Here is a 14,761-nt window from a genome sequence, read left to right as displayed (position 1 = left end):
GCGATATGGGCATTCAAACGCCTTGATTTCGACTCGCTGCTATTCGTCGCCGAGTGGACAGGGGGGACAGTCGCCCGCTGCCGCATTGCCGATGAAGCGCGCCAGCAGTCCGGTCAACTGATCCAGTTCTGCACGGCTGAAGCCGTCGAGTTGCTCATTGAGCACGGCGGCGCCGATCGCCGGAAGCTGCCCCGCCGCGGTGCGCCCGCGCTCGGTCAGCGCAAGTTCGACGATGCGGCGGTCCGCCTCGCTTCTCGACCGGCTGACGAAGCCCTTCTTCTCGAGCCGGTCGATCATGCGTGTCATCGATCCGCTGTCATACGACATCTCGCGCGACAGCTCCAGCGGCGTACGCGCGCGGCCCGAAGCCAAAGCCAGCATCACGCCGATCTGCTGCGCGGTGAGATCGAGCGGCTTGAGCGCCTGATCGGTCCGCGCGACGAGCACGTTACGCGCTTTGGCGAGCAGATAGCCGAGGCTCGTTTCGAGCCGGATGGTCGATGGATCGTAGAGCGGGTCGCGGTTCATGGAGGCCTCGAGCACGCGGCTCATGTCTTGCTAAGAGTGCAAAGCCCGCGATGCTGCACCGCGTTACAAAGGGGCCACATTCACAAAAAAGCCGTCGGAAGTATCTTGAAAAATACTTGCACAGTCAATATTATTTCATGCAACGAGTTACGCGCTTCCCGCGCCACCCGAGACCATGTTCTGATCGCCCGCAGCGTCGCCCGCCGACGCCCCCAGGATCCCTCCCATGACCCGCTTCGTACGCACCGCCCGCCGACGTTTCGGCACTCTCAGCAGCACGATCGCCCACGCTTCCCGTCACTTCGTCCCGCCGAAGCTGAATACGTGGAAATTTGCGCTGTATCTGATCGTTTTTCTGCTGCCGGGCGGATCGTTCATTGTGCTGGGCATGGGCTGGTACGAGAACCGGCATCGGCGCAAGGAAGCCGCGCCTGCGAAAACTCCTGCAGCGTCACCCGTGGCCGCCCGGCCGCTGCTCCAGCCGCCCTGCGCGCCCTGCCCTGGAAACGGCGGCGCCACCGGCGCCTGAATCCAGGCCGTCACGCCAGCCGGTAACGCGTCGTAACCGATTTCCTCAGTCGCGTAACACCCGGCTTACGGCGAACCCGGTACGCTAACGTCTGCCCGACACGCCCGCCAGGTCTGTTCAGGCGCAGAAAGCGCCTTGATCGCGCGCCGAGCGCACGGCGTTGGCGTTCCACGAGTGCTCCACTATCATCCCGGCTTGCCGCGTCCGTCGTTTTGAACGGCGCGGCGCCGACAGGACTTCCGACCCGCAGATGCCGCACCGTACCGCCCTCTCCGCTTCTCTCAGCCCGCGCCGGCTCACTGCCACGGCGCTCGCCGCCACGCTCGCGATGCTGATCGCCGGGTGCGCGGTCGGGCCCGACTATCAGCGTCCGTCCGTGACGCTCCCGGCAAGCTACAAGGAAGCGCCCGAAGGGTGGAAGGTCGCGCAACCGGCGGATCAGTCGGATCGCGGCACCTGGTGGACCGTCTACACCGACCCGCGCCTCGACGCGCTCGAAGCCCAGCTGAATCAATCGAACCAGACCGTCGCGCAATATGCCGCCGCCTATCGGCAGGCGCGCGCGCTCGTCGGCGAAGCGCGCGCGGCCTATTTCCCGACCATCGGCGCGTCCGCATCGGGCTCGCGGTCGGGTACCGGCGCCGGCAACCGCTCGACCAGCAGTTCCAGCTTCGGCCAGCAAGGCTCCGTGAACAACCAGTTCAGCGCTTCGCTCGATGCTTCGTGGGAGCCGGACCTGTGGGGCAGCGTGTCGCGCACGGTGGCATCGCAGAAAGCGGGACAACAGGGCGCCGCCGCCGATCTCGCCAACGCCCGGCTCTCCGCGCAGGCCACGCTCGCGCAGACCTACTTCCAGCTGCGCTCGCTCGACGCCCAGCAAAGGCTGCTCGACGACACCGTCGCCGCCTACGAGCAGTCGCTCAAGCTCACGCAGAACCAGTACGGACAAGGCATTGTCGCGCGCTCGGACGTGATCCAGGCGCAGACGCAGTTGCAATCGGCACAGGCGTCGGCGATCGACAACGGCGTCGCGCGCGCCCAATACGAGCACGCGATCGCCGTGCTGGTCGGCGAGCCGGCCTCGACTTTCTCCATCCCGCCCATTCCGCTCGACGCCACCCCGCCGACCGTCCCGGTGCAGATGCCGTCGGCCATTCTCGAACGGCGTCCGGACATCGCGTCCGCGGAACGCAAGGCCGCCGCGGCGAACGAGCAGATCGGCGTGGAAATGGCCGCGTATTTCCCGACCCTGACACTGTCGGCGCAAGGCGGTTTCGAGAGTTCGGTGTTGTCGCAGCTGCTGCGCGCGCCGTCGCGCTTCTGGACGCTCGGGCCGGATATCGCAGCCACGCTGTTCGACGGCGGCCTGCGCTCCGCCCGCACCGACGCCGCGCGCGCCGCCTACGACCAGAACGTCGCGACCTATCGCCAGACCGTGCTCACGGCGTTCCAGGATGTCGAAGACAACCTCGCGTCGCTGCGCATCCTGGAGAAGGAAATCGTCGTGCAGCAGCAGGCGGTCGAATCCGCGCAACAGGCGCTGGCGATCATCAACAATCAGTACAAGGCGGGAACGGTCGCGTACATCAACGTGCTGACCGCGCAGACCACGGCCTTCACCGCACAGCAGAAGCTCGCGAACATCGCGGGGCAGCGGATGGTGTCGTCGGTGGGACTCGTAAAGGCGCTGGGCGGCGGCTGGGACGTCGCACAGATGGACCACGAAACCGGCGACGTGCAAGCGCCCGCGGCTGCATCGGCTCCGGTGGCCAACGCGGCGGACGCAAGCCGCACAATCGCGCGCTGAACGCTACAACTCCAGCTTCAGCCTCAGCGCACGAACACGAGCGCGACGGTATCCGGATCCGTGTGACGGCCGAGCAGGTTGAGCAGCCCGGCCAGATTCTCGCGCTGTTCGGGCGTGGACGTCGCGGTGCCCTGGAACGACGTCGATTCCTGCGAGATCGAGCCATTGCCCTTGAGGATCAGCGGGCCCTTGCTCGTGGACAGATCGATGCTCGCCTGCCCGCCCTGCGCCTGCAACGCCACGCGATATGAACCGAGCGGCTTCACGCGTGAAACGCTCGACGCCATGTCGTCGAGCGTCACCACCACCTGCCCGTAGGCATTACGGTTCAACAAACGCAGTTCGGTCCAGGCGAGCCGCACGTTGCCGTCGAAATTCAGCGTGTTGAACGGCGCGCCCAGGCCCGACAGCAGCGTCGCCGGCACGGCAATCTCGCTCGCGCTGAGCGTCGCCCCGCGCGGACTGGCGTCGACGATCACGGCATCGGGCATCGCCTGCGTCTGGCGCATCGTCATGTGCACGCGGCCGGTGAAGAGCGGCCAGAACGCCGTGCTCCACTCGATGCGCCCCGGCAGCAGCGTCGCGCCCGAACCATCGCTGCCGGCGGCAAGCATCAGGGTGGCGGAACCGCGCCACAGCGAGCCGGACGGATCGACCAGGTTCACGTGTCCATCAGTGGCCTTCGAAAACTGCGGCACGATCCACGCGGCCGGCATCATCACGAGCAGCGTCCCGCCGATCGACACGATCATCACGAGCAACGCCGGCACCGCCAGCCGGATGCGTCGGGTCCAGTAGCTCATTTCACGCCGGCCGGTTGCAGCGACGCCGTCAGGTCCACCTGGCCATCCGGCTTCAGCGCGGTGATGTGCGCCTCCGACACCTGCACCTTGAACTGCTTGCGCGCGTCGTCGAGCCACATCGTCCAGTTCGGGAACGACGCGTTCTTCAACTGGATCTGCACCGCCGCGCCGATCACCTGCACCTGCGTCGGCTGCATGCCGTTGTCGGCGAGCGATTTCTGCAACGCGTCGCGCAGCGCGCCGCCGGTTGGCGTCACGCCTTCCGCGGCCGGCGCGAGCGAGCGCGCTTCATTGGCCTGCGCGTTCATCGTCGCAAGCTGGCGCTGCATCCCGGGCAGCGTGTCGCGCAGCCGCGCGCGGCCTTCGAACGCCGGCGCCCACAGCACCAGATACACGAGCAGGATGCCGAGCGCGAGGCCGCCCCACATCAGCATGGTTTTTTCGCGCGGCGTGCGCGCTTCCCAGAATTCCGCCAGGGAACGGAGGAGTTCCGCTTTCATTGGCCGCTCCCGATGGTCCATTTGCCGGTGTTGCTGTCGATCGAACCGCTCAGGCCATTCGCGGCGAGGCGCTTGGTGAGATCGGGATCGACCTTGGTGTCGGACTTGAAGGTCACTTCCAGATGACGGTCGCGATAGTCGAGCCCCGCGATGCCGTTCACCGGCACGGGACCGAGCGAACGCGCGAGCCCGTCGGCCAGCGACAGGAAGTCCGCCGGCGACAGTTCCCCCGACGCCGTGCGCAGGCGGTCGAGGTTGCGCGTCATCTGATCGGGCGCATCGAGCACGACGGTCGTCTTCGGGAACGCGTTGAGCAGCAACTCGGTCATCTGCGCGTTGATCGCATCGCGCTGGCGGGCGAGTTGCAGCCACTGCACGTTGATGCCGATGATCGACACCAGCACGGACAGCGCCACGAGCGCGATCGGCACGCGCAGCCGCCGCACGGTCGCGCGATCGAGTTTCCACGGCTGCGCGGCGAACTCGAACTGACACAGGTCGAAGCGGCTCGCGAGCGCATTGCGCGCGAGCGTTTCGAAGGCAATCGGCTGCGCGCCCGGAATGTCCACATGGCCCGCGACGGGACGTACGCTCGCAAGACGCGGCTCGTCGCCGGGCAGGTCGACCAGCGAATAGAGCGTCGCCGGATGGTCGCCGGCGAGCGCCGTCAGCGTCGGCACGATGGATTCGGCGGACAGCGCGAGGCCTTCGCCGAGCGCCGCGCGTTCGCCGCGCGCGATCGCGATCTCGATGCGCGGCGCGCCGAGCGACGCCGGCGTGGGCGCGGCCATCTCGCCGATGAGCGCGGGCGCGGTCGAGATCACCGGGCCCAGCAGGCCGGCGATGAACGGCGTCGAGGGCAGCGCGCCCTCATCTGCGTCGGCATCGAGCGCGGCATCAGGCTCGACAGGCGCAGCCGCAGCCGTCGGTACCGGCAGGCAGCGCATAGCGGGCACCGCCTTCAGGTTGCGATGCCCCGCACCCGCGAAGGCGCCGACGACAAAGCGGAACCAGCCGCGGTCGATCACGGCCACGACGCGCCGTCCGTCCGCCAGCGCAACGGGATCGACGGCGATATGACACGTCTGCGGATCCTGGATGAGCTGGTCTTCGACCACGTTCGGCAGCGCCTGCCGCAAGCGCGGACCCTTGAGCGGCGGCACGGTGGCGGCGAGCAACAGCGTGTCGCGCGCGGCGACGATCAGCACCGTCGCGCTCGCGCGCGGCAGAAGCCCGAGCGCCGCGCGGCCGATGCGTTGCGGCTCGCCGCGCTTGTCGAGCAGCAGAAAAGGCAGATCCGGCAGATGCCACTCTTCCGAGCGCACCGCGGGATCGCGCGGCGGTAATGAAACGATCAGTGTGCTCAAGCGACACTTCCCCTCAACAATGACTGCGACACGACCATCAGGTCGAATCGCGCGTATAGACGATGCGCGTCGCATGCGTCGTCGGATCGCGATAGACGAGCGTCGTGCGCTCGAGCTGCGCGCGTTCATGATCGACGCGTCCGTGAATCACAAAGTATTTCGTCGTGACATCGAGTTCGTTCGGATCGATCGATGTCGTCTTCACGCCCGCGCCGGACAGCGCGAGCTGCACGTTGCCGACGTCGTGAAAGAACACCGTCTCGCGGCGCGCGACGAACGCCTGCGCCTGCGAGAGACTCATGCCCTGCACCATCGCCGCCACCACTTCCGCCGGCGCGGTGTTCATGTTGACGGCCGACGTGGTGGGCAACACCGTCACGAACGGCCGCAGCTTCGCGACCGCCTCCGGCGAGAAGCCCGGCACGTCGAGCAGCGAATCGACCGTGATCATCTGCAGCGGTGCGACCGGCGAGTTGTCATCCGAGTCCTTGAGGCCCGGATCGTCCGTGAAGTTGCCGCCGCCCACGCCGCCGCCCTGCGCGAGCGCGGCAATCTGCGCTTCCGCCGTCGTGCCGCTGGTGCCTGCGGTGGTGCCGGTCTGCGTCTGGAAGCGCGTCGCCGAACGCTGCAGGCCCGCGCGCATCTGCAGCGCGACCGTCTTCGCCAGCGAGCCGTTGATGCCGAGCATCGTCAGGAGCCGCTGGAACGCCTGGATCTGCTCGACGTTGACGGTGAGCACGCCGGGCGTCGGCGTGGACACCAGATTGCGCAGGTTGAACTTCGCCTGCGCATCCTCGATCGAGCCGGACAGATAGGTCGATGCGCCCTGCTGCGCGCGCACCTCGCCGATCTGCCCGAGGAAGTCCGACAGCTTGGTCCGTGCGATCGGCACGCCCCAGACGCCGCCGAGATAGGTGACGGTGGGCGAGGTATCGGCCTCCGAGCGCAGGATGAGGCGCGTCCAGTCGAGCGCGCTGCGCGAAATCCATTGCGCCTGCGCGAGCAGCCGCTGGTTCTCGATGCGCCGGATCTGCACCTGCTGGCGCCACAGCAGGCCCGACACGAGGATGGCTGTCAGCGACACGACCAGCAGCGCGGTGATGATGGCCACGCCGCGTTGCTTCCTTTCCGGCCGACGGTTCGAACGATGGCGCATTGTCATTCTCCGACCAGGAACACGCGTGTGAGCGGCGCTTTCAACGTCTGCGCGGCGACCGCCACCTGAATGCCCGACACCGCGCGCGGCAGCGGCGCGTTGCCCAGTTGCGGCACCTTCAGGTTGTTGTCGTTCTGGTTGATCTGCGCGAGCACGTCGCTCATGCGCGTCGTCCAGCCTTTCTCCGGGATGAACACGCGCGTCGCGAGCGACCCCACGCCGCCCATCAGCGGAATCGAGCTCCAGCCGCCGGTGTCGCCGGACAACGCGCGCCGCACTTCGCCGACGTTCGCCAGCGGCGGCGACGCATAGCGCACGATACGCCCGTTCGACAGCCGGTAGCGCACCACCTGCAGGCGCGGCGGCACATTCGCCGCGAACACGCCGCGCACGATCTGCAGCGAGCCGTTGCCGATCTGCACGGCGGGCTGGCCGGCTTCGTCGTCAGTGGCGGCCTGGCGGGCGTCGATACGCATCTGGTCGAACAATTGCGCCACGATGCGCTCGTCTTCCATCGCATTCTCGATGGTCGCGCGGGCACGGATCACGGAGTCCAGTCCGCGCCACGACAGCACCGCGATCACCGCGAGAATCGCGATGGCGATCAGCATTTCGAGCAGCGTGAAACCGCGCTGCCCGCGTTTGCCGGTCAGCGGCCGGCGGTCAGAGCGAGCGGTTCGTTTCATTCGCCACCACCGTGACCATTTGCGCGAGATTGCCGGAGCGGCCCGGCGTCGAGACGAACATTTCGACGCGCCGGAAAATCGGATTCGGCGTCTGGCTCACGCGCTGCGTGCAGGTGAGCTTGAGATTGCCTTGTGAACAGTCGAAGCTGCGCGAACCGAGCGGCGGAAACTGATGCGAGAGCCTCAGCTGCGCGAGTTCGTTGTCCGCGCTCCAGCCCGCCAGCAGACGCCGGTGCAGGTCGGCCTCGCCGGTCGCGAGCGAACCGACCGCGCGGATCGACGCCGCCAGGGCCACGCCGATGATCGCCAGCGCCACGAGCACTTCGATCATCGTGAAGCCGCGTTGACCGGTTCGATGACTTCGGTGCCGCATCATCGCACCTGAAAGCGGCCGTTGCCGCTGCCCACGATGGTCGCGCGGCCCGCGGCCGAGAACAGCGTGATTTCCATCGGCGTGTCGATCGCTTCGGTGCCGAACACGAGCCGGCTCACCGACTTGTCCGAATCGAGAAACTGGATGCTCACGCCGGTCACGCCGCCTTCCCAGTGGCGCGCGCGCAGCAGGTCGTCGCGCAACGGGCGCCAGCCGTCTTCGCTGCGGATGTCGAAGCGAAAGCCGCCGTCCTGCGGCTGCCACGCAATGGGCCGGGCACGCACCTGGGCTTCGTCGCCTGCCGCTTCGAACAGCAGCGCGAGCCGCTGCGCTTCCTCGTTGAGATCGGTGCGCGGATTGCGCGTCAGCTGCAGCGACGCAAGCGACACCAGCAAACCCGCGATCACCAGCACGACGAGCATCTCGAGCAGCGTGAAGCCGGCGTTGCGCCGTGCGTCGATGTGCCTGCCGTGCCTGTTCACGCTGCGTTCCTTCCTACCGCCGGACGGTCATTGCCACGAGCCGACGTCGGCATCGTTGCCCTCGCCGCCCGCCTTGTTGTCCGCGCCGTAGCTGAAGACGTCGATCTCGCCGTGCACGCCGGGATTCAGATACTGATACTGGCCGCCCCACGGATCGGCAGGCAGGCGCTCCAGGTAGCCGCCGTCCTTCCAGTTGTTCGGCACGGGTTCGGTGGAGGGCTTCTCGATCAGCGCGCGCAGGCCCTGCTCCTGGGTCGGATAACGGCCGTTGTCGAGGCGATAGAGTTTCATCGCCTGCATGATCGTGCCGATGTCCTGCTTCGCGGCGACGCGGCGCGCTTCATCCGGACGGCTCATGATTTTCGGCACGATCAGCGCGGCGAGAATGCCGAGAATCGCGATCACGACCATGATTTCGATCAGCGTGAAGCCGCGCTGGCGACGACCTTGCGCCTGGGCTTGCTGAAGCCGCATGCGGCGTTGGGTCAACATATGCATAACACCCTCTTCAATTGAAAATAACGTTCCGGACTCTCGCGTCCGGTGTTCTGAAACAATCGCGCGGCCGTGCGTGGGACGCCGCCGCCGCTCATTCTATCGATCCGCTTTCATCATGCGTGGCCGCCGCATGCGGGCATCGCGTCGCAGCGAGCCGGACCGCGCCGCGTTCAGCGCACCCAGATGGTCGGCCCGGGCGGATTCTGCGGCAGGAAAATCTCCGATTTCACGCCGTTGCGCTCGATGATGATCGAGCGCGCGCGCACCTCCGACAGCTTCACGCCCTGCGTGAGCGGCCCGCCGAGCGACACCGCCTTGGCCGGCTCGCCACCGTAGCTCACGATGGCCGCGGCGCCGCCCTGCAGCGCCAGGATGCCGAACAGGTGGACGTCGGAGTTGGCCTGGCGTTCGAGCCGTCCACCGAAGATGGTCGCGGCCTGCTCGACCGAAGGCGTGCGCGTCGCGGCCGCGCCGGGCAGCGGCGTGGTCTGGCGCGCGGTCAGCGTGACGACCCAGTAGGTGATCGTCACGCAAAAGAGCGCAAGGGCGGCCAGCGACAAGAGTCGGGTTTGCAAGGCGTTCATTACTGCACCAGATTATTCAGTTCGATGATCGGCAGCATCACCGCGAGCACGATCACCAGTACCACACCGCCCATCGCGAGGATCAGCAGCGGTTCGAGCAGGCTCGTCAGGAACATCGTGCGGCGTTCGAGCTCGCGCGCTTCGCCTTCGGAGGCGCGGTCGAGCATCGTGGTGACGTCGCCGGTCGCCTCGCCCGAGCGGATCAGATGGACCAGCACCGGCGGAAAGGTCTTCGTGTTGCCGAGCGCCCGCGACAGCGACGAGCCTTCGCGCACGCGCACGATGGCGTCGTCGACGTTGTCGCGCATCGCCGTGTTGCTGAGCGTTTCGCCGGCGGCCTGCAGCGCGCGCAGGATCGGCACGCCGGCGGCGGTGAGGATGGCGAGCGTGCTGGAGAAGCGCACCGTGTTGTAGCCCCGCACCAGCTTGCCGACCAGCGGCGCGCCGAGCAGCCAGCGGTCGAACGACATGCGCGGCCCGGGCCTTGCCAGGATGCTCTTCACGATCCAGGCGAACAGCGCCACGCCGATCAGCATCGCCCACCAGTAACTGCGCACGAAGGCGGACAGCGCCATCATCATGATGGTGAGGAAGGGCAGTTGCTGCTTCGTGCTCGCGAACACGTTCACGACCTGCGGCACGACGTAGCTCAGCAGGAAGGTCACGATGCCGAACGCGATGATCGTCACGATGCCCGGATAGGTGAACGCCAGGACGATCTTCTGCTTGAGCGCGTTGCGCTGCTCGATGTAGTCCGCCAGGCGCGACAGCACCAGACCGAGCTTGCCGGTATGCTCGCCCGCCGCCACCAGCGCGCGATAGATCTCCGGGAAGTCTTTCGGATGCTGCGCGAGCGCATTGGCGAACGAATGGCCGCCGAGCACTTCGGCGCGGATCGCGGCCATCAGTTCGCGGATGTAGTCGCGCTCGGACTGGTCCGTCAGCACGGCGAGCGTCTCGCCGAGCGGCAGGCCGGCGATCAGCAGGCTCGCCAGCTGGCGCGTCAGGATGGCCTGCTCGCGCTGCGACAGACGGCGCCCGAGCGACAGCCGCTGCTGCCGTTCGCCGCGCGTGCGCGATCCCGCCGCTTCGACGACGAGCGGCGTCAGCCCTTGCGTGCGCAACTGGCTGCGCGCGGCGCGGGCGCTGTCGGCGTCGAGCACGCCTTTCTGGGTCTTGCCCGCCGAATCGATGGCTTCAAAACGAAAAGCCGGCATACGTTGGTTCTCCGCGCTGGTTCGCTCTTAATCGCCGCCGGTCACGCGCAGCACTTCTTCGAGCGACGAAACGCCTGCGGCCAGCCAGCGGTCGCCGTCCTCGCGCAGCGTGCGCATGCCCTGCTTGCGGCCGGCTTCGAGAATCTCGGCATCGGCGGCGTTGCGGTGGATGAGCGGCCGGATCGTGTCGTCGATCAGCAGCAATTCATAGACCCCGCGGCGGCCCACATAGCCCGACTGGCCGCAGCGCTCGCAGCCCACCGGATGCCAGTGGCGCACGCCGTCTTCTTCCACGCGCTCTTCCTTGCACACCGGACACAGCTGCCGCACGAGCCGCTGCGCCAGCACGCCCAGCAGCGACGACGCCAGCAGATACGGCTCCACGCCCATGTCGGTGAGACGCGTGACGGCGGAGGCGGCATCGTTGGTGTGCAGCGTCGCGAGCACCAGGTGGCCCGTCAGCGACGCCTGCACGGCGATCTGCGCGGTTTCGAGATCGCGAATTTCGCCGATCATGATGATGTCCGGATCCTGACGCAGGATCGAGCGCAGCGCCCGCGCGAAGGTCATGCCGATGCGCTCGTTCACCTGCGTCTGGCCGATGCCCGACAGGTCGTACTCGATCGGATCCTCCACCGTCATGATGTTGGTGGTGGTGGTCTCCAGCCGCGACATCGATGCATACAGCGTGGTGGTCTTGCCGGAGCCGGTCGGCCCCGTCACGAGCACGATGCCGTGCGGCCGGCCGATCAGCTTGTCGAAGTGGACGAGCGTGTCGCGCGCCATGCCGAGGGTTTCGAGATTCAGGCGCTGTGCGTCCTTTTCCAGCAGACGCAGCACCGCGCGCTCGCCGTGGCCGGTGGGCAGCGTGGAGACGCGCACGTCCACCGGACGTCCGCCGACGCGCAGCGTGATGCGCCCGTCCTGCGGCAAACGTTTCTCCGCGATGTCGAGCTGCGCCATGATCTTGATCCGCGAGATCAGCGCGCCGTGCAGCGCCTTCTTCGGGCGCACGACGTCGCGCAGCGTGCCGTCCACGCGAAAGCGCACCACCGAGGCATTCTCGAACGGCTCGATATGAATGTCCGACGCCTGCTCGCGCGCCGCCTGCGTAAGCAGCGCGTTGATCATGCGGATGATCGGCGCGTCGTCCTCCGACTCCAGCAGGTCCTCGACTTCCGGAATGTCCTGCATCAGGCGCGACAGGTCGACCTCGCCTTCCACCTCGCCCACCACCTGCGCCGCGCTGCCGTCATTGCGCGCATAGGCGGCGTTGATGGCGGCGGCGAGTTCGTCGGACGACTTGCGCACGATCGACAGCGCGCCGAAGTTGCGCGCGACCTCGGCGAGCGCGGCGTCGCTGGTGCGCTCGCTGATCCAGACCTCGATGCCGTCCGGATGCTGGTGCGCCAGCAGGATCTGTCCGCTGCGCGCGAAGCCGTAGGGCACGAGCCGCGCCGCCAGCGGCGACGCCGCCGTGCTCGCGTGGTCGTGCGCGCCTTCTGCGCCGTTCACCGTGCTCACGGCCGTACTCCGGTCTGGCCGTTGCCTGTATTGCCGCCTGCGCCGGCGGGCGCCGGATAGCTGTTCTGCGACGGCAACGTGGACTGCGGCGCTGTCTGCACCGGTTGCGGCGCCGGTCCCGCATCGGGGTTCTGCGGCAGCGTCGTGCTCGGTCCCGGTCCGCGCGCCATGCTGCTCCAGTCGAGCAGGTTGTCGGCCGGCGCGCCGCCGCCTTCGCTCGGGCCGAGCGGCTTCGGCGGAATCATCGGGACGTTCTGGTCCTTGATGAGGCGGTTGTCGGAGGTCGCGCCGTATTGCTGCTGACGCATGTAGTCGTAGCGCGTGTTCGCGATCTGCGAGGACGTGGCCTGGTCGCGCACGATCACCGGCCGCAGGAACACCATCAGGTTGGTCTTCGTGCGGACCTTGCTTTCACTGCGGAACAGGCTGCCGATGAACGGAATGTCTCCAAGCAACGGAATCTTGCTGGTGCTGCTGTCGTACTCGTCCTTCATGAGGCCGCCCAGCACGACGATCTCGCCGTCGTCCGCCATGATGGTGGACTGCACGGAACGCGTGTTGATGGTCGGCCCGGACACGTTGTTCACGGTCGTGGCGTCGACGCTCGAGTCTTCCTGGTAGACCTGGAGCTTCAGCACGCCGCCGTCGGTGATCTGCGGCTTGACGTGCAGCACCACGCCGACGTCGCGACGATCGTACGTGTTGAAGGCGCTGATCCCGGTGGTCGTATTCGCGGTCGGCGTGGAGTAGGAGCCCGACGCCACCGGCACGTTCTGGCCCACGATGATCTTCGCTTCTTCGTTGTCCAGCGTGATGAGGTTAGGCGTCGAGAGAACGTTGGCGTCCGAGGACGTCGCCAGCGCCTGCAGCAGGCCGCCCAGTCCGAACAGGCTGCCGAAACGGTGCAGCAAGCCGACGTTGAGGCCCGGAGCGAGCAAGCCGGTCGCCGCCGTGAGCGCGGACGTATTCTGCGCGGCCGCACCGCCCGCCAGCGTCAGATCGACGATGTTGTTGCTCGTGCCCGAGACAGTCGGAAAGCCCGTGCTGCCGTAGAGCGCGTTATTGCCGCTGTTGGACAGCAATGCGCCCTGCCACTGAATGCCGAGGCTTGCATTGGACGTCGCATCCAGCTCGACGATCAGCGCCTCGATATAGACCTGCGGCCGGCGCACGTCGAGCTGGTCGATCACGGCGCGCAGGTTGCGGTACATCGGATCCGGCGCGGTGATGATAAGCGAGTTCGTCGCCGAATCCGCCTGGATCATGCCGCCGCCCTGATCGTTGCCGTTGTCGCTGTCCTTGTTCGACGAGAAGCTCGAGTCGCGGTTGCCGCTGCCGCCCGTCAAGGGATTGTTGCCGCTGCCCGAGCTGGACGAACCGAGGCCGCCCGGCAGCGGGGGCACGCCGGACTGGCCGGTGGACAGCGACGAGTTGCTGCCGAGGCCGCCGCCGCTGTTGCCGTAGCCGTTATTCGAGTTCGAGTTCGACGAGCTGGAATTGTCGCTGGAGCCGCTGCCCTTGCCGAGCATGCCACGCAGCGTCTTGGCGAGGCGCGTGGCGTCGGCGTTGCGCAGCGTGACGACGTGCATGTTGCCGGGCTGGCCGGTCGGGGCATCCAGCTTCTTCGCGAGCGCCTTGGCTGCCTCGAGCCGCGCGCTGCTCGACGCGCGGAACATCAGCGAGTTGGTGCGCGCGTCCGGCGTGACGGTGACTTTGAGCGTCGCGTCGGTGCTGCCGATCGTGCCCGGATCGAGCAGCTTGTTCATCTGCTCGGCGACATCGATGGCGTTCGCGTTCTTCAGCGTGACGACATCGACCTCGCGGCCCGCCGCCGTATCCACGCCCGCGATGATCCCCGCGATACGGCGAATGTTGTCGGCGTAATCGGTGACCACCAGCGTGTTGTTGGCCGGATAGGCCGCGATGGTGTTGTTCGGCGAGATCAGCGGGCGCAGCACCGGCAGCAGGTTGTTGGCCGATTCGTTGCGCAACTGAAAGACTTGCGTGATCACCTGGTCGCCGCGCGCGCCCGGCGTATTGCCGACGTAGGTCGGCACGCCCTGCAGCTTGGCATCGGCTTCGGGCACGACCTTCAGGACGCCGTGATCCTGCACGAGCGCGAAGCCCTGCATGCGCAGCGACGACTGTAGCGTCTTCAGCGCCTGATCTTCGGGAACCGGATTTTCCGAAACAAGGTTCAGTTGCCCCTTGACGCGGGGATCGACGATGATGGTTTTGCCGGTGGCGGCGCCGATCGCCTTGGCGACCTGGTCGATATCCGCGTTGACGAAATTCAACGTCACTTGCGCGTGCGCGACTTGGGCGACGATGAGTCCCGCCGCCAGCAGTGCCGTCGCGATGCGACGCAGTGCCATAGGTTGTCTTCTCATGGATGTGATATCAGAGCCGGATCACCGGGAAGCCGGCCAAGGCAGCGCTGCCCGTCAGCGGGATGCGCTGCCGACCGCGATCGGACGCGCGGGGCGCACGGTCTCAGTCGGGTAAAAAAATATGACGATAACAGCTTTATGTAACGAAATTATGCCAATTCGTACCAGATCGCAATCTGTCTGAAGCTGCATCGCGCGATGCATTCCAGCGCTCAAGCCTTCAAGGAACTTGCCGTCAGACCATGCTCGTAACAGGTTTCAGGAACGAGCCGATTTGCGCGGGAGCCGAATTGTAGCGCGTCCAGAACTCTTAATAT

15 protein-coding genes are annotated in these 14,761 nt (G+C 66.9%); 2 read left to right on the top strand and 13 right to left on the bottom strand.

Annotated features, from left to right (window positions below; all coding sequences use genetic code 11):
- Positions 1 to 39 precede the first annotated feature (39 nt).
- Positions 40 to 528: a MarR family transcriptional regulator gene (locus QCE62_RS15215; RefSeq protein WP_309919322.1), complete on the bottom strand. Its 489-nt coding sequence runs from the start codon at positions 526 to 528 to the stop codon at positions 40 to 42.
- A 226-nt stretch (positions 529 to 754) separates the two neighbouring features.
- Here QCE62_RS15215 and QCE62_RS15210 point away from each other — a divergent pair, with 226 nt between their 5' ends.
- Both QCE62_RS15210 and QCE62_RS15205 read left to right on the top strand, forming a co-directional pair.
- A complete protein-coding gene (locus QCE62_RS15210; protein WP_309919318.1) occupies positions 755 to 1,057 on the top strand; it encodes a hypothetical protein in 303 nt (100 codons plus the stop codon).
- Between the two features lie 250 nt (positions 1,058 to 1,307).
- Complete coding sequence (locus QCE62_RS15205) at positions 1,308 to 2,864, top strand: efflux transporter outer membrane subunit (protein ID WP_309919315.1); 1,557 nt, start codon at positions 1,308 to 1,310, stop codon at positions 2,862 to 2,864.
- A gap of 23 nt (positions 2,865 to 2,887) precedes the next feature.
- On the opposite strand, the gene QCE62_RS15200 is transcribed toward QCE62_RS15205, so the two are convergent.
- From QCE62_RS15200 to gspD, 12 genes are all read right to left on the bottom strand, one after another.
- On the bottom strand, positions 2,888 to 3,667 hold the full coding sequence (locus QCE62_RS15200) for a type II secretion system protein N (RefSeq protein ID WP_309811026.1): 780 nt from the start codon (positions 3,665 to 3,667) through the stop codon (positions 2,888 to 2,890).
- Positions 3,664 to 4,167 (bottom strand): type II secretion system protein M, encoded by a 504-nt coding sequence (locus QCE62_RS15195; protein WP_309919313.1) that lies wholly within the window; start codon positions 4,165 to 4,167, stop codon positions 3,664 to 3,666. Before QCE62_RS15195 ends, QCE62_RS15200 begins: the two co-directional genes overlap by 4 nt.
- Positions 4,164 to 5,534 (bottom strand): type II secretion system protein GspL, encoded by a 1,371-nt coding sequence (gspL, locus tag QCE62_RS15190; protein WP_309919310.1) that lies wholly within the window; start codon positions 5,532 to 5,534, stop codon positions 4,164 to 4,166. Before gspL ends, QCE62_RS15195 begins: the two co-directional genes overlap by 4 nt.
- Before the next feature lie 37 nt (positions 5,535 to 5,571).
- Positions 5,572 to 6,696, bottom strand: coding sequence for a type II secretion system minor pseudopilin GspK (gene gspK, locus QCE62_RS15185; protein ID WP_309919307.1), 1,125 nt, complete (start codon positions 6,694 to 6,696; stop codon positions 5,572 to 5,574).
- The gene (locus QCE62_RS15180) at positions 6,693 to 7,376 is read right to left on the bottom strand and encodes a prepilin-type N-terminal cleavage/methylation domain-containing protein (RefSeq protein WP_309919304.1); all 684 of its coding nucleotides are present in this window, start codon (positions 7,374 to 7,376) and stop codon (positions 6,693 to 6,695) included. Before QCE62_RS15180 ends, gspK begins: the two co-directional genes overlap by 4 nt.
- Entirely contained in the window at positions 7,354 to 7,752 is a 399-nt protein-coding gene (gspI, locus tag QCE62_RS15175) for a type II secretion system minor pseudopilin GspI (protein WP_309919301.1), read from the bottom strand. The genes QCE62_RS15180 and gspI overlap by 23 nt, the downstream gene beginning before the upstream one ends.
- On the bottom strand, positions 7,749 to 8,231 hold the full coding sequence (locus tag QCE62_RS15170; RefSeq protein WP_309919298.1) for a GspH/FimT family pseudopilin: 483 nt from the start codon (positions 8,229 to 8,231) through the stop codon (positions 7,749 to 7,751). The genes gspI and QCE62_RS15170 overlap by 4 nt, the downstream gene beginning before the upstream one ends.
- 27 nt (positions 8,232 to 8,258) lie before the next feature.
- The gene (gene gspG / locus QCE62_RS15165) at positions 8,259 to 8,729 is read right to left on the bottom strand and encodes a type II secretion system major pseudopilin GspG (RefSeq protein WP_404987337.1); all 471 of its coding nucleotides are present in this window, start codon (positions 8,727 to 8,729) and stop codon (positions 8,259 to 8,261) included.
- Between the two features lie 170 nt (positions 8,730 to 8,899).
- On the bottom strand, positions 8,900 to 9,313 hold the full coding sequence (locus QCE62_RS15160; protein WP_309811001.1) for a hypothetical protein: 414 nt from the start codon (positions 9,311 to 9,313) through the stop codon (positions 8,900 to 8,902).
- Positions 9,313 to 10,530: a type II secretion system inner membrane protein GspF gene (gspF, locus tag QCE62_RS15155; protein WP_309919295.1), complete on the bottom strand. Its 1,218-nt coding sequence runs from the start codon at positions 10,528 to 10,530 to the stop codon at positions 9,313 to 9,315. Before gspF ends, QCE62_RS15160 begins: the two co-directional genes overlap by 1 nt.
- Positions 10,531 to 10,557: 27 nt before the next feature.
- The gene (gene gspE / locus QCE62_RS15150; RefSeq protein WP_309810993.1) at positions 10,558 to 12,054 is read right to left on the bottom strand and encodes a type II secretion system ATPase GspE; all 1,497 of its coding nucleotides are present in this window, start codon (positions 12,052 to 12,054) and stop codon (positions 10,558 to 10,560) included.
- Positions 12,051 to 14,429 (bottom strand): type II secretion system secretin GspD, encoded by a 2,379-nt coding sequence (gene gspD / locus QCE62_RS15145; protein ID WP_309919292.1) that lies wholly within the window; start codon positions 14,427 to 14,429, stop codon positions 12,051 to 12,053. The genes gspE and gspD overlap by 4 nt, the downstream gene beginning before the upstream one ends.
- Between the last annotated feature and the right edge of the window lie 332 nt (positions 14,430 to 14,761).

Origin of the sequence: Caballeronia sp. LZ033, from assembly GCF_031451265.1 — a bacterium.
GTDB lineage: Bacteria > Pseudomonadota > Gammaproteobacteria > Burkholderiales > Burkholderiaceae > Caballeronia.
The sequence above is the reverse complement of the archived record's forward strand: the minus strand, read 5'-3'. Positions and strand labels throughout refer to the sequence as shown.

What these genes read in the sequence shown, in the direction of transcription:
- QCE62_RS15195 (WP_309919313.1), bottom strand. Translation starts at nt 4,167, where the DNA reads ATGAAAGCGGAACTCCTCCGTTCCCTGGCGGAATTCTGGGAAGCGCGC.
- QCE62_RS15205 (WP_309919315.1), top strand. Translation starts at nt 1,308, where the DNA reads ATGCCGCACCGTACCGCCCTCTCCGCTTCTCTCAGCCCGCGCCGGCTC.
- QCE62_RS15215 (WP_309919322.1), bottom strand. Translation starts at nt 528, where the DNA reads ATGAACCGCGACCCGCTCTACGATCCATCGACCATCCGGCTCGAAACG.
- QCE62_RS15200 (WP_309811026.1), bottom strand. Translation starts at nt 3,667, where the DNA reads ATGAGCTACTGGACCCGACGCATCCGGCTGGCGGTGCCGGCGTTGCTC.
- gspG (WP_404987337.1), bottom strand. Translation starts at nt 8,729, where the DNA reads ATGCATATGTTGACCCAACGCCGCATGCGGCTTCAGCAAGCCCAGGCG.
- gspK (WP_309919307.1), bottom strand. Translation starts at nt 6,696, where the DNA reads ATGACAATGCGCCATCGTTCGAACCGTCGGCCGGAAAGGAAGCAACGC.
- gspD (WP_309919292.1), bottom strand. Translation starts at nt 14,429, where the DNA reads ATGGCACTGCGTCGCATCGCGACGGCACTGCTGGCGGCGGGACTCATC.
- gspF (WP_309919295.1), bottom strand. Translation starts at nt 10,530, where the DNA reads ATGCCGGCTTTTCGTTTTGAAGCCATCGATTCGGCGGGCAAGACCCAG.
- QCE62_RS15160 (WP_309811001.1), bottom strand. Translation starts at nt 9,313, where the DNA reads ATGAACGCCTTGCAAACCCGACTCTTGTCGCTGGCCGCCCTTGCGCTC.
- QCE62_RS15180 (WP_309919304.1), bottom strand. Translation starts at nt 7,376, where the DNA reads ATGAAACGAACCGCTCGCTCTGACCGCCGGCCGCTGACCGGCAAACGC.
- gspI (WP_309919301.1), bottom strand. Translation starts at nt 7,752, where the DNA reads ATGATGCGGCACCGAAGTCATCGAACCGGTCAACGCGGCTTCACGATG.
- QCE62_RS15210 (WP_309919318.1), top strand. Translation starts at nt 755, where the DNA reads ATGACCCGCTTCGTACGCACCGCCCGCCGACGTTTCGGCACTCTCAGC.